Source organism: Variovorax davisae (assembly GCF_030316845.1).
Taxonomy (GTDB): domain Bacteria; phylum Pseudomonadota; class Gammaproteobacteria; order Burkholderiales; family Burkholderiaceae_C; genus Variovorax; species Variovorax davisae.
Window position 1 is genome coordinate 181,040 of record NZ_JASZYS010000007.1, and the last position, 12,820, is coordinate 193,859.

Here is a 12,820-nt window from a genome sequence, read left to right on the forward strand (position 1 = left end):
CTCACACCGCGCTGCGATGCCGCTCGATGCATGTGGCCAGCGTCTCTTCGCCGTCGCGCTGCCACCAGTCCAGCACCGAGAAGATCTCGACCTCGCTGAAGCCCTCGAAGCCCGCGGCCTCGACCCAGCCGCGGATCTTTTTCAACTCGACCACGCCGTCGCCCATCATCCCGCGGTCCGACAGCAGGTCGCGCGTCGGGGTCAGCCAGTCGCACACGTGGTAGGCCAGCAAGCGCTGCTTGCCGGCGCGTGCGATCTGCTGTTCGAGCTTCGGGTCCCACCAGACGTGATAGATGTCGAGCGCGACGCCCAGCATGCCCGAGCGCCCGGCGTCGAGTTCGTCGCACAGGTCGAGCGCCTGCTCCAGCGTGTTGATGCAGGCCCGGTCGGCGGCCTGCATCGGGTGCAGCGGCTCGATCGCGAGCGGCATGCCGACCTGGCGCGCGTAGTCCAGCGACGCCGCGATGCCGTCGCGCACCTCGCCGCGCGCGCGGCCGATGTCCTTGTAGGCGGCCTTGCCGTCGAGCGCGCCGGGGAGGGCGCCGACCACCAGCACCAGGCAGGGAGCGTCGAGCGTCTTCGCTTCATCGATCGCACGCCGGTTGTCGTCGAGCGCGGCCCGCAGGCCGGCCGCATCGGGCGCCGGGAAGAAGCCGCCGCGGCAGTAGCCCGAGAGCCCGATGCCGTGGGCCTTCAGCTGCCTGGCGACCTTGTCCAGCCCGACGCCGGCGACCTGGTCGCGCCAGGGGCTGATCGCGCGGATGCCGTGCGCGGCGCACTGGTCGATGATCCGGTCCAGCGGCACCTCGGCGCCGCGCTGCTTGCGGATCGTCGCGGTGTTGATCGACAGCCAGTCGTGGTTCTGCGAGAAGTCGCGCATCGCCGGCCTCACGCCTCGACGCCGTGCAGGGCCAGCAGCGTCTTCATGCGCCGCACCGCCAGCTCGGGCTGCTCCAGCAGGTTGGCCGCATCGGCGAGCCGGAACAACTCAGCGAAATGCTGCAGCGAGCGCGTGCTCTGCTGGCCGCCGACCATCGTGAAGTGGCTCTGGTGGCCGTTGAGCCAGGCCATGAAGACCACGCCGGTCTTGTAGAAGCGCGTCGGCGCCGCGAAGATGTGGCGCGACAGCGGCACCGTGGGGCCGAGGATGGCGTGGAACTTCTCGACGTTGCCTTGGGCCAGCTCGCCCAGTGCCGCGCTCGCGGCCGGCGCGATGGCGTCGAAGATGCCCAGCAGCGCGTCGCTCTGGCCGTGGGTCTGCTCGCTGCCGTGGCCGTCGCCGGCGATCAGCTCGGCGTAGTTGAAGTCGTCGCCGGTGTACATGCGAACACCCGGTGGCAGCCGCCGGCGCATCGCGATCTCCTTGTCCTTGTCGAGCAGCGAGATCTTGATGCCGTCGACCTTGTCCGGATGGGCCGCGATGATGCCGAGCGCGGTGGCCATGGCGGCATCGACGTCCTTCGTGCCCCAGTAGCCCGCCAGCGCCGGATCGAACATGTCGCCCAGCCAGTGCAGCACCACCGGCTGCTTGGCCTGGCGCAGGATGCGGTCGTACACCCGCTCGTAGTCGGCCGGGCTCTTGGCGACCCGGGCCAGCGCCCGGCTGGCCATCACGATCAGCTTGCCGCCGAGCGCCTCGATCGCCGCCATCTGTTCTTCATAGGCGCGGATCACGTCGTCGACGCTCTTCACCGCATCGAGGTCGAGGTGGTCGGTGCCGCAGCCGGACGCGACCAAGGCGCCGGGCACGTCCCTGGCCGCATCGAGCGAGCGCCGGATCAGCTCGAGCGAGGTCGGCCAGTCCAGGCCCATGCCGCGCTGCGCGGTGTCCATGGCCTCGGCCACGCCCAGGCCGAGCGACCACAGGTGGCGGCGATAGCCGATGGTGGCGTCCCAGTCGACCGCGCTTTGCAGCCAGGGGTCGACGGCGGCCAGCGGGTCGGCCACCACGTGCGCCGCCGAATAGGCGATGCGGTTGAAGCGGACGCCGGCCGGCGGCCGGGCGGGCGTGCTGCCGCGCAGCGCGTACGGCGCCAGCGCGCCGCCGGCCACGGGGAGGGTGAGCGAGAGGGTCATGGCGATGGCCTCGTCAGATCTTCAGCGCCGGCACGTCGACCCAGCGGCGGTCCTTCCAGCTTTCGAGCGCGGTCTCGACCAGCTGCACGCCCTTGGCGCCTTCGGGCAGGGTCCACTTGTAGGGTGCGTTCTCGACCACGTGGCGGATGAAGTGTTCCCACTGGATCTTGAAGCCGTTGTCGTAGACCTGCGAGTCCGGGATCTCCTGCCACTGGTCGAAGAAGTTCATGGTCTGCTTCTCGTCCGGGTTCCAGACCGGCCGCGGCGTGGCGACGCGCGACTGCGCGCGGCAGGACGACAGGCCGGCCACGGCCGAGCCGTCGGTGCCGTCGACATGGAAGGTCACGAGGTCGTCGCGGCGCACGCGCGTGACCCAGCTCATGTTGATCTGGGCGATCACCGGCTCGCCGTTGTGGCCCTTGAGCTCGCAGGTGGCGTAGGCGGCATCGTCGGCCGTCGCCTCGTAGGGCTTGCCGTCTTCGTCCCAGCGCTTCGGGATGTGGGTGGCGCCGAGGCACGACACCGACTGCACCTCGCCGAACAGGTTGTCCAGCACGTAGCGCCAGTGGCACATCATGTCGAGGATCATGCCGCCGCCGTCTTCCTTGCGGTAGTTCCACGACGGCCGCTGGATCGGCTGCAGGTCGCCTTCGAAGACCCAGTAGCCGAACTCCAGCCGCACCGACAGCATGCGGCCGAAGAAGCCGGCACGCCGCAGCATGTCGAGCTTGCGCAGGCCGGGCAGGAACAGCTTGTCCTGCACTGCGCCGTGCTTCAGGCCCGAGCCTTCGGCCAGCCGCGCGATCTCGACCGCCTCGTTGAGGTTGGTCGCGATTGGCTTCTCGCAGTAGACATGCTTGCCGGCGCGGATCGCCTTGGCCAGCAGGGTCGGGCGCATCTGCGTCGTGCCGGCGTCGAAGAAGATGGTGTCGTCCTTGTTCTCGAGCGCGGCGTCGAGATCGGTGCCCCAGCGCGCGATGCCGTGGGCCTTGGCCAGGGCCTCGATCTTCTCGGCGTTGCGGCCGATCAGGATCGGGTCGGGCATGACCTTGTCGCCGTTCGAGAGCGTCACGCCGCCCTGGGCGCGGATCGCGACGATGGAGCGGATCAGGTGCTGGTTCATGCCCATGCGTCCGGTGACGCCGTGCATGATGATTCCGAGTCGTTGTTGTGCCATGGGGGTTCTCCGCTGAGTTGGCTTAGGGGGTGGGTGAAAGGCCGGCGGCCTTGACCAGGGTCGCGTTGCTGGCGATCTCGTCCTTGATATAGGCGTCGAACTGCTCGGGCTTGAGGGTCCAGGCGTCGGCACCGAGCTTCAGGAAGCGCTCCTTGACCTCGGGGCTGGCGAGCGCCTTCGCGACTTCGTCGTGCAGGCGATTGACGATGTCGCGCGGCGTCTTGGCCGGCGCCATCATGCCGATCCAGAAATTGAACTCGCTGCCGGGCACGCCGGCTTCGGCCGTGGTCGGCACATCGGGCAGGGCGGCGGCGCGCTTGGGCGAGCCGACCGCCAGTGCCAGCAGGTGGCCTTCCTTGATCTGGCCGATAACCGGCGCGATCGGCGAGAAGTAGTAGTCGACCCGGCCCGACAGCACCTCGGTCACGGCGTCGGCGGAGCCCTTGAACGGGATGTTGGTGGCGTCTATCTTGGCGGCCAGCTTGAACTTCTCGGCGTTCAGGTGGGTGGCGCTGCCCTGGCCGGCGGAGGCGAAGTTGATCGTGCCCGGCTTGGCCTTGGCGGCGGCGACCAGTTCCTTCAGTGTCTTGATGTTCTTCGACGGCGAGATCACCAGCGCGTTCGGCAGGGTCGAGATCGGCGTCACGCCGGCAAAATCCGCCACCGTGTCGAAGGGCAGCTTGGCGAAGGTCGACGGGCTCACCGTGTGCGACGACGAGTGGATCATGATCGTGTAGCCGTCCGGCGCGGCCGTGGCCACGGCCTGCTGGCCGATGGTGCCGCTGGCACCGCCGCGGTTGTCGATCACCAGGGTCTGGCCCATGCTGGCGCCCATCTTGTCGGCGATGGCGCGGGCGATGATGTCGGTGGTGCTGCCGGCCGCGAACGGCACGATCACGCGGATCGGCTTGGTTGGGTAGGCCGTTTCGGCGGCCGTGGCGGCGAAGGCGGCGCCGAGGGCGAGGCAGGCTGCGAGGCCGGCGCGTCGGGTGAATGGCATGAAAGTCTCCTTGTGGCGGGGAATGAAGCGAGCGGCTACACGAGGGCAGGCGCTTGCGAGAGGGGTTGCAGGCTGTCGAAGTCGGGGTCGGCGCCATGCGCGAAACCGGGTTGCGCCAGCGACCCGATCGCGACCCGGCCATCGCGGATCGCGAGCCGCGGCGGTCCGCCGGCGCTCTCGTAGAGGTCGCCATGGGCCGCGGCGAAGGCCTGTTGCTCGGCGGCCGGCGCGCCGCCAAAACCGTCGACATAGTGGTGGCCGTTGCGCTCGCAGTGCCCGAGGCCCAGCAGCGCTGCCAGCGCCAGGTCCTGCTGCACGGCCAGGCCGGCCTGGCAGGTCAGGTCCTCGGCCGACATGAAGCAGCGGTCGCCGCCGTAGCGAGCCGTCAGGTTCCACTGGTCGCAGCGGGCGCGATTGAGCACCGCCTTGTAGAGGCCCTTGCAGCCCTTGCTCGAGACGCCGCGCCAACCGTGCCTGCGGCCGACCGGAAAGGCGTCGAGCGTGCCGTCGGCCTCGTCGAGCAGCAGCGCTGCCGGGGCGCCGAGCCCTGCGAGCGCGTGTGCCATGCTGGCTTCGCGTGGCAGCGGCTGCTCGATGTAGAGCAGCGCGTCGGGCCGCGCGGCCAGGCGTGGCAGCGTGCGCAGGCCGGCGCACAGCGCCTGCAGTGCCGCCATGTCGGCGTACTGCTCGTTGCCGTCGAGGCTGAAGCGATGGCCGGGCGCTGCGGCGTCGAGCGCGCCCAGCACGGCATCGAGCCGCGCCAGGTCGGCGACGGGGTCGCCGCCCAGCTTGATCTTGAAATAGCGGTGGCCGTAGCGGCGCACCACCGCGGGCAGGCTGACCGGCAGCCCGGCCGCATCCTTGGTGTCGCCTTCCAGCGCGTCCAGCATGCCGATCGTGTGGCGGGCCTCGAGATGGTCGGCCGGCGCCAGCCGCGCCAGCCATCCGTTCCAGTTCCAGCCGCGCAGGTCGTCGGCCAGCGGCGTGTCGCCGATGCCGACCAGGTTGCGCTGGAACGCGACCTGCACCGGCACTTTCATCGCGCGGCACAGCGCATCGAGCACGGCGCGATCGAGCACCGCCTGGCCGAAGCCCGTGGACAGGGCGGTGAGCCCCGCGGCTTCGCCCTGGCTCGTGAGCGCCTCGTAGTGCCGGGCGAACAGGGCGAAGGCCGGCGCCGGCGCGCCGCGGGTGTAGGCCGCGGCGGCGGCTTCCAGCGCCAGCTGGAGATGGCGCAAGTTGTCGGCCTGGCTCAGTCCGGGCCGCTTGTCGAACCAGCGCGGCACCATCAGCTCGGCGGCCCAGCCCTGGGCCGTGCCTTGCACGCCGCAATCCACGGTGGCGCGCACGAACACCTGCGGGCAGCGGGTGAGCGTGACGGCGCCGAACTTGAAGGGCAGGCGCAAGGTCATCGCGCGCACGCCGAAGTCGATGGCGAGGATGCGCACGGACGGTGCGCTGGGCGAGGCGGAAGCGGTCACGGCAGCTGTCAGTGAGCGTCGAGCTGGCCCTGCGCGAAGAAATGCGCGCGCAGGGTCCGGGCGTAGGCAGCGAAGCGTTCGGTGCCCATGACGTCGAGCGGCCGGGGCCGCGGGAGGTCGATGTCGTAGATGGCGGCGATCGAGCCTGGCCGCTCGCTCATCACGATCACCCGGTCCGACAGGAAGATCGCCTCGGGGATGCTGTGGGTGATCAGCAGCACCGTCTTCTTCGAGGCCGACCAGATGCGCTGCAGCTCGAGGTTCATCTTCTCGCGCGTCATGGCGTCGAGCGCGCCGAAGGGCTCGTCCATCAGCAGCACCGAGGGATCGTGCAGCAGCGCGCGGCAGATCGAGGCCCGCTGCTGCATGCCGCCCGAGAGCTGCCACGGGTACTTGTTCTCGAAGCCGGCGAGGCCCGCCATCTGCATCAGCGCGCGGGCGCGCTCGCGCGCCGCGGCCTTGGGCAGGCGGCGGATCTCGGCCTGCAGCAGGATGTTGTCCTCGATGCTGCGCCAGGCCAGCAGCACGGCGCTCTGGAACACGATGCCGACGTCCTTCTGCGGCCCTGTGATGGGCTTGCCGGCCAGGGTCAGCATGCCGGCGCTGATCGGCAGCAGCCCGGCCACCATCTTCAGCAGCGTGCTCTTGCCGCAGCCCGAAGGCCCCACCACCGAGACGAACTCGCCTTCGCGGATCGAGAAGTCGAGCGGCTTGAGCGACTCGACCGGGCCGTCCTTGCTCCGGTAGGTCTTGGCGACGCCGCGCGCTTCGATGAGTGTGTCCAGGGCCATGGGAAGCAGGTCAGTTGGTCGGCAGGTAGTCGAGCGTGACGTAGTCTTCGGGCTTGCCGCGGGTGGCCGCGTCCATGCCGCCGTACTGCACCAGCAGGTCGAGCGAGTCGTTGACGTTCTTCATCGCCACCCGGAACGGCCGCTGGTTGGCCGTGTCCTTGGTGTGATAGAGGGCCACGCTCTGCTTCATGCCGACGATCAGGGTGTCGCGCACGCCGGCCTTGGGGTTGGACTTGAGCATCGCGTCGACCGCCGCGGCCGGGTCTTTCTCGGCCGCTTCGGCCGCCCGCGTGGAGGCCCGCATGAAGCGCTTCACCAGGTCGGGGTTCTCGGTCAGCAGGTTCTTGTTGGCGATGATCCCGGAGCTGATCTGGTTGACGCCCGAATCGGCGAAGCGGATCGGCGTCACCGGCTTGCCGGTGGCGTCCTGCAGCTTGATCGCCTGGTCCATCACGTAGCCCAGCAGCAGGTCGGCCTGGCCGGTGGTCACGGCATTGAGCTTGGTCTGGGCGTCGCCCGAGACGATCTTGATCTGGTCGGGCTGGATGTTGTTGACCTTGAGGAACAGCGGCCACATCTGCGACATCGAGTCGCCCGGCGTCACCGCCACGGTCTTGCCGACGATGTCCTTCGGCGCCTTGATGCCCTTCTCGCTGAAGCCCATCACCGACATCGGGCTGACCTGGAACAGCACGCCGGTCGACTTCAGCGGCGCGCCCTTGGCGGCGGCTTTGATCATGGTCGTGACGTCGATGTAGCCGAAGGTCGCCGAGCGGGCGGCCACCGCCTGGGCGGTGACGGCCGAGCCGCGGCCCTCCTGGATTTCGAGGTCGATGCCTTCCTCGGCGTAGTAGCCGCGCTCCCTGCCCAGGAAGAAGGGCGCATGCTCGCTGTAGAGGTACCAGTTGAGCATCAGCGTGACCTTGTCCTGCGGCTTGTTCTGCGCCTGCGCGGGTGTCACGGCGAGCACCAGGGCGGCTGCGGCGCCGGCGATCAGCGAAGTCATCATCTTCATGCTTGTCTCCTGTGGAATGTTGAAAGCGACGGAACTCACTGCACGTGGCGCTGCGAGGCGTGCCACGGGATCATCAGCCGCTCGACTCCGTCGACGGCGACGAACAGGATCACGCCGATGCTCGACAGCACCACCAGCGCGGCGAACATCAGCGGCAGGTCGAAGTTGCCGTTGGCCACCTGCAGCACGTAGCCGATGCCCGAGTTGGAGCCGACGAACTCGCCGACCACGGCACCCACCACCGCCAGCGTGACCGAGACCTTGAGCCCGCTGAAGATCGCGGGCAGGGCCTGCGGCAGGCTGATCTTGAAGAAGGTCTGCAGCCGGCTCGCGCCCATCGAGCGGGCCAGGTCCAGCATGTCGGGCTCGACCGACTTGAAACCCATCACGGTCGACACCACGACCGGGAAGAAGCCCAGCAGGAAGGCCGAGATCACCTTCGGGAAGATGCCGAAGCCGAACCACACCACGAACAGCGGTGCGATCGCCACCTTGGGAATGCTCTGCGAGAACACCAGCAGCGGATAGACATACGACTCCACCAGGCGCGAATAGGCGATCACCATCGCGATCGGAATGCCGATGACGATGGTGAGCGCGAAGCCGCCCAGCGTGGCGAGCGTGGTCTTCCAGCTCTCGGCCAGCAGGCGCGGCCATTCGGCGCCGAGCATCTTGACCACCTCCAGCGGCGGCGGCACCAGGTAGGCCGGGATGCCGAAGACGCGGATCGCGAGATCCCACAGCACTAGCAGCATCAGGATGAGCAGGAAGGGCCGGAGCGCAGGTGCGAGCAGGAGATTGCGGAGCATCGACGAAGGAGGTGGTTTGGCCTGGAATCGAACGGCGGCGCCGCGCAACTCAATTCACCAAAAAGTGAATTAGCAATTCTAGGAACGCCCTCGTCGGCTCGTCAACCGGCGAGCCACTAGGAGATACCCGTATCAGCGCAGCACGTAGCCGAGCACCAGGTCGGTCATGTGCGACAGGCGCTGCGCCATCGCCTTCGGGGCCCTCAGGTCGCGTCCGAACACGGCCGACAGGGTGTCGTTGTTCGACAGGTAGAAGTAGCACAGCGACGCGATCGAGATGTAGAGCTGCACCGGGTCGACGCCGGCCCGGAACAGGTTGTCGCGCCGGCCGCGCTCGAGCACGCCGTCGAGCAGGGCGACCAGCGGGGAATTCATGTCCTGGATCCGTTCGGAGCGCTTGAGGTGCGCGGCCCGGTGCAGGTTCTCGCTGTTGAGCAGCGTGATGAACTCGGGATGCTCGAGGTAGTAGTGCCAGGTGAACGAGACCAGCCGCCGGACCGCCTCGACCGGCTCGACCTCGTCCAGGTGCAGCCGCTGCTCGGCCTCGCGGATGTCGGCGTAGGTGCCTTCGAGCACCGCCAGGAAGAGGTCGTCCTTGCTGCCGAAGTAGTAGTAGATCAAGCGCTTGTTGAGGCCGGCGCGCTCGGCGATGCTGTCCATGCGGGCGCCGGCCAGGCCGCGCTGGGAAAACTCGTCGCGGGCGGCCTCGAGGATTGCGAGCTGCGAGCGGTCGGCATCGCGCGAGCGCGGTTCGGCGGCGGCCGGGGTGGGAGCTTTCATGGGGCGAATTTAACCAATTGGGGAATTAAGGCAAGCGGGCACGGGGCGAACGGATAATCCGGCACATCCCCGTTGCATCCCATCAGAGAGAAAGAGGCGCCCGTCCATGAGTCCATCCCAACCTGCCGGCCACCTGATTGTCGAGTGCCTGGTCGAGCAAGGCGTCGAACTGGCCTTCGGCGTTCCCGGCGAGAGCTTCCTGGCGGTGCTCGACGGCTTTCATGCCTACGGCGATCGCATCCGCTTCATCGTCAACCGGCAGGAGGGCGGCGCGGCCTTCATGGCCGAGGCGCACGGCAAGCTCTCCAACCGGCCCGGCGTGTGCTTCGTGACGCGCGGTCCGGGCGCCACCAATGCCTCGATCGGCGTCCACAACGCCTTCCAGGATTCGACCCCGATGGTGCTCTTCGTCGGCGACGTCGGCAGCGACTTCCGCGATCGCGAGGCCTTCCAGGAGGTCGACTACGCGAGCTTCTTCGGCCCCAGCACCAAGGGCTTCGCCAAGCGGGTGGAGCGCATCGACGACGCCGACCGGATCCCCGAGTACGTGGCGCGCGCCTTCGCCACCGCGATGAACGGCCGCCCCGGCCCGGTGGTGCTGGTGCTGCCGGAGGACATGCTGCGCCGCATGACGGCCGCGCGGCCTCTCCAGCGGGTCGAGCCGGTGGCCGCCTGGAGCGACCCGGGTGCGCTGCGCACCCTGCGCGAGCTGCTGCTCAAGGCCGAGCGTCCGCTGGTGATCGCGGGCGGCGGCGGCTGGACGCCCCAGGCGGCGCAGGCGCTGCAGCGCTTCGCCGAGAACTGGAAGCTGCCGGTGGCGAACGCCTTCCGCTTCCAGGACACCTTCGACAACCACCATCCGCAGTACGCGGGCGATGTCGGCATCGCGATCAATCCGAAGCTGGCCGAGCGCGTGCGCCAGAGCGACCTGATCCTCGCGATCGGCCCGCGCCTGGGCGAGATGACCACCGGCGGCTACACGCTGCTCGAAGCGCCAAAGGCGAAACAGACGCTGGTGCACATCCATGCCAGCGCGGAAGAGCTCAACCGCGTCTACCAGGCCGACCTGGCGATCAATGCCGGCATGGCCTCGGCCGCGCGCAGCCTCGAGGTGCTGAGCGCGCCGCCGGAGCTGCCCTGGGAGGCCTGGACCGCGGCCGCCCAGGCCGACTACCTCGCCAACCTCGAACCGCAGCCGCTGGCCGGCCTGCCGTCCGAGGCGCCGCGCGGCGAGGTCGACATGGTGGCGGTGGTGCAGCTGCTGCAGAAGCACCTGCCGGCGGATGCCGCGATCACCAACGGCGCGGGCAACTTCGCCAGCTGGGTGCATCGCTACTTCCGCTACCACGGCCTGGCCAAGGGCCACAAGACGCAGCTGGCGCCCACCAGCGGCGCGATGGGCTACGGCGTGCCGGCGGGCATCGCGGCCAGCATCGCGACCGGCCGCGTCGCCTTCACGATCGCGGGCGACGGCGACTTCCTCATGAACGGCCAGGAGCTGGCCACGGCGGCGCAGCACGGCGGCAAGAGCATCATCGTGCTGCTCAACAACGGCATGTTCGGCACCATCCGCATGCACCAGGAGCGCGAGTACCCGACCAAGGTCAGCGGCACCGCGCTGCGCAACCCCGACTTCTGCGCCCTGGCGCGGGCCTATGGCTATGCGGCCGAGCGCGTGACCGCGACGGCGCAGTTCGAGGCGGCGCTGCTGCGCGCGCTGGCGGCCGATACCGGGACACTGATCGAGATCCCGCTCGACCCCGAGGTGATCACCACCCGTGGCACGCTGAGCACCATCACCCGCTCGGCTCAGGCGCAGGCTGCAGGCTAGGGCGTGTTCACCCTATTTCCAGGGATCGCGTTGCACGGCCAAGGGGCTGGATGCAAGGCGCCCGTGCGCAGCAAGGCTTTCGCCTTGCAAGCGCGGGCAACGCCGCAGACGGCCCCTTGGCCGGGCAACCCGAAGGGAAGGCATGCCAAGGCGTGCCACTCCGCGTTGCACGCCTTGCACGTGCCAACGCACGTGCGGCGTCGTGCGCCTTGATTGGCCCGCCTTGGCACGCCTTCGCGACCCTGGAAATTAGGGTGAACACGCCCTAGGGGCGAAAAAAAAGCCGGCGGCTGCCGGCTTTTTCGAGGCAGGCGCGCGCGGCGCCTGCGGGCTCACTTGACGTGCTTGCCGATCAGCGAAGCCAGTTCGAACATCGACACTTGCGGCTTGCCGAAGATTTCCTTCAGCTTGGCGTCGGCGTTGATGTTGCGCTTGTTGGCCTTGTCCTGAAGGTTGTTCTTCTTGATGTAGTCCCACAGCTTGCTCACCACGGCGGTGCGCGGCAGAGGCGTCGAGCCGACCACGGCGGCGAGGGCCGCGCTGGGGGTCAGTGCCTTCATGAACGCAGCGTTGGGGGTGCGCTTCTTGGCGGGAGCCGCCTTCTTCGCAGGAGCAGCCTTCTTTGCAGGAGCAGCCTTCTTGGCGGGTGCTGCCTTCTTCGCCGGTGCAGCCGCCTTCTTGGCCGGAGCGGCCTTCTTCGCGGGAGCTTTCTTGGCCGGAGCCTTCTTTGCAGTTGCCATGGTTGAATTCCTTTTTTGGTTGGACACTTTCACCAATGAAAAGCAGTGTCTCCATCGGCATTGCGGATGCTAAAGGAGAAGAAACGCGTTTCCAAGGGAAAAAGAGACTTTTTCATTGGGAGTTGTTGTTTTTTCAGAGGGAGAAGCGACGCCGTTCTCCTCGGAGCGGCTTCAACTGCGGCGCGAGGGCCATGTCGCGAGCACGACGCCGAGCAGCGCGAGCCCGAAGGCCACCCCCTGCACGGTGCTCAGGCGCTCGCCGAGCACCAGCACGCCGACCAGCGCGGCGCTCACCGGCAGCATCACCGTGAACACGCCCGCCTGCGAGGCCGGGACGCTCTTCAGGCCGGTCATCCAGAGCCACACGGTCCAGATGCTGGCGGCCAGTGCATAGACGAACAGCAGGCTCCAGAGGCCCATCGACACCGCGCCGAAGTCGAAGCGCAGCGCGAACCAGATGCCGAAGGGCGTCGACAGCACGAAGCCCCAGAGGTTGATCAGCGAGGAGATGCGCTTGGGTCCGAGCCGTCCGGTCAGCGACTTGCCGATCACCGCATAGGCGGCCTCGCAGACCACCGCGCAGAACACCAGCAGGTTGCCCAGCCAGGGCATGGAGGCGCCGGCCGCGGGCCCGCCATGCGCGCCCGCCGGCGCCAGCGCCAGCAGGCCGATGCCGAACGCGGCGCAGGCGATCGCCAGCGCGACGCGGGTCGTGATGCTCTCGCGCAGGAAGACGCGGCTGCCGATCGCCACCACCGCCGGGATCGACGCCATGATCACGCCGGCCGACACGGCACTCGTCAGGCTCACGCCGAACAGCATGCAGATCGAGAACAGGAAGTTGCCGAGGAAGGATTCGAGGAAGACCAGCCCGCGGGTGCGGCCGCTCATCGGTGCCTCGCCGGGCGGCCGCCGAAGCCAGTGCGGCATTGCCAGCGCCGCGATGCCGAAGCGCAGCCAGGCCAGCAGCAGAACGGGGAAGGCGGCAACCAACGGCTTGGAGAGGGCGACGTAGCTGCCGACCAGCGACATGCTCAGGGCGAGGCAGCCATAGGCCACCAACCGGCCGGGGGCGTGGGATGCGGTGTTCAATCGGGCAATCGTTCCGAGGATGATTCGA

General features: G+C 68.6%; 12 protein-coding genes. 1 reads left to right on the plus strand and 11 read right to left on the minus strand.

Annotated features, from left to right (window positions below):
• Nucleotide 1: 1 nt before the first annotated feature.
• The 9 genes from QTI33_RS17865 to QTI33_RS17905 all read right to left on the minus strand — a co-directional run bounded on the left by QTI33_RS17865 (nt 2) and on the right by QTI33_RS17905 (nt 9,129).
• Nucleotides 2-880, minus strand: a complete 879-nt coding sequence (locus QTI33_RS17865; protein ID WP_286507510.1) for a sugar phosphate isomerase/epimerase family protein — start codon at nt 878-880, stop codon at nt 2-4.
• 8 nt (nt 881-888) lie between these two features.
• Nucleotides 889-2,076, minus strand: a complete 1,188-nt coding sequence (locus QTI33_RS17870) for a dihydrodipicolinate synthase family protein (protein ID WP_286507511.1) — start codon at nt 2,074-2,076, stop codon at nt 889-891.
• Between the two features lie 13 nt (nt 2,077-2,089).
• The gene (locus QTI33_RS17875; RefSeq protein ID WP_286507512.1) at nt 2,090-3,253 is read right to left on the minus strand and encodes a Gfo/Idh/MocA family protein; all 1,164 of its coding nucleotides are present in this window, start codon (nt 3,251-3,253) and stop codon (nt 2,090-2,092) included.
• A 22-nt stretch (nt 3,254-3,275) separates the two neighbouring features.
• Complete coding sequence (locus QTI33_RS17880) at nt 3,276-4,253, minus strand: tripartite tricarboxylate transporter substrate binding protein (RefSeq protein ID WP_286507513.1); 978 nt, start codon at nt 4,251-4,253, stop codon at nt 3,276-3,278.
• Between the two features lie 35 nt (nt 4,254-4,288).
• A complete protein-coding gene (locus tag QTI33_RS17885; RefSeq protein ID WP_286507514.1) occupies nt 4,289-5,734 on the minus strand; it encodes an enolase-like domain-containing protein in 1,446 nt (481 codons plus the stop codon).
• 8 nt (nt 5,735-5,742) lie between these two features.
• The gene (locus QTI33_RS17890) at nt 5,743-6,525 is read right to left on the minus strand and encodes an ABC transporter ATP-binding protein (RefSeq protein ID WP_286507515.1); all 783 of its coding nucleotides are present in this window, start codon (nt 6,523-6,525) and stop codon (nt 5,743-5,745) included.
• 10 nt (nt 6,526-6,535) lie between these two features.
• Nucleotides 6,536-7,540: an ABC transporter substrate-binding protein gene (locus QTI33_RS17895; protein WP_286507516.1), complete on the minus strand. Its 1,005-nt coding sequence runs from the start codon at nt 7,538-7,540 to the stop codon at nt 6,536-6,538.
• A 35-nt stretch (nt 7,541-7,575) separates the two neighbouring features.
• Nucleotides 7,576-8,349: an ABC transporter permease gene (locus QTI33_RS17900; RefSeq protein ID WP_286507517.1), complete on the minus strand. Its 774-nt coding sequence runs from the start codon at nt 8,347-8,349 to the stop codon at nt 7,576-7,578.
• Nucleotides 8,350-8,481: 132 nt separating this feature from the next.
• Nucleotides 8,482-9,129: a TetR/AcrR family transcriptional regulator gene (locus tag QTI33_RS17905; RefSeq protein ID WP_444814853.1), complete on the minus strand. Its 648-nt coding sequence runs from the start codon at nt 9,127-9,129 to the stop codon at nt 8,482-8,484.
• Between the two features lie 106 nt (nt 9,130-9,235).
• Here QTI33_RS17905 and QTI33_RS17910 point away from each other — a divergent pair, with 106 nt between their 5' ends.
• Entirely contained in the window at nt 9,236-10,960 is a 1,725-nt protein-coding gene (locus tag QTI33_RS17910) for a thiamine pyrophosphate-binding protein (protein WP_286507518.1), read from the plus strand.
• Between the two features lie 332 nt (nt 10,961-11,292).
• Here the strand turns inward: QTI33_RS17910 and QTI33_RS17915 are convergent, their stop codons facing one another.
• Both QTI33_RS17915 and QTI33_RS17920 read right to left on the minus strand, forming a co-directional pair.
• The gene (locus tag QTI33_RS17915; RefSeq protein ID WP_286507741.1) at nt 11,293-11,700 is read right to left on the minus strand and encodes an SWIB/MDM2 domain-containing protein; all 408 of its coding nucleotides are present in this window, start codon (nt 11,698-11,700) and stop codon (nt 11,293-11,295) included.
• 171 nt (nt 11,701-11,871) lie between these two features.
• A complete protein-coding gene (locus QTI33_RS17920) occupies nt 11,872-12,792 on the minus strand; it encodes a DMT family transporter (RefSeq protein WP_286507519.1) in 921 nt (306 codons plus the stop codon).
• Between the last annotated feature and the right edge of the window lie 28 nt (nt 12,793-12,820).

Bases quoted from the DNA above. Each gene is read 5' to 3' on its own strand.
- QTI33_RS17905 (WP_444814853.1), bottom strand. From the start codon at position 9,129: ATGAAAGCTCCCACCCCGGCCGCCGCCGAACCGCGCTCGCGCGATGCC.
- QTI33_RS17870 (WP_286507511.1), bottom strand. From the start codon at position 2,076: ATGACCCTCTCGCTCACCCTCCCCGTGGCCGGCGGCGCGCTGGCGCCG.
- QTI33_RS17890 (WP_286507515.1), bottom strand. From the start codon at position 6,525: ATGGCCCTGGACACACTCATCGAAGCGCGCGGCGTCGCCAAGACCTAC.
- QTI33_RS17875 (WP_286507512.1), bottom strand. From the start codon at position 3,253: ATGGCACAACAACGACTCGGAATCATCATGCACGGCGTCACCGGACGC.
- QTI33_RS17900 (WP_286507517.1), bottom strand. From the start codon at position 8,349: ATGCTCCGCAATCTCCTGCTCGCACCTGCGCTCCGGCCCTTCCTGCTC.
- QTI33_RS17895 (WP_286507516.1), bottom strand. From the start codon at position 7,540: ATGAAGATGATGACTTCGCTGATCGCCGGCGCCGCAGCCGCCCTGGTG.
- QTI33_RS17910 (WP_286507518.1), top strand. From the start codon at position 9,236: ATGAGTCCATCCCAACCTGCCGGCCACCTGATTGTCGAGTGCCTGGTC.
- QTI33_RS17915 (WP_286507741.1), bottom strand. From the start codon at position 11,700: ATGGCAACTGCAAAGAAGGCTCCGGCCAAGAAAGCTCCCGCGAAGAAG.
- QTI33_RS17865 (WP_286507510.1), bottom strand. From the start codon at position 880: ATGCGCGACTTCTCGCAGAACCACGACTGGCTGTCGATCAACACCGCG.
- QTI33_RS17880 (WP_286507513.1), bottom strand. From the start codon at position 4,253: ATGCCATTCACCCGACGCGCCGGCCTCGCAGCCTGCCTCGCCCTCGGC.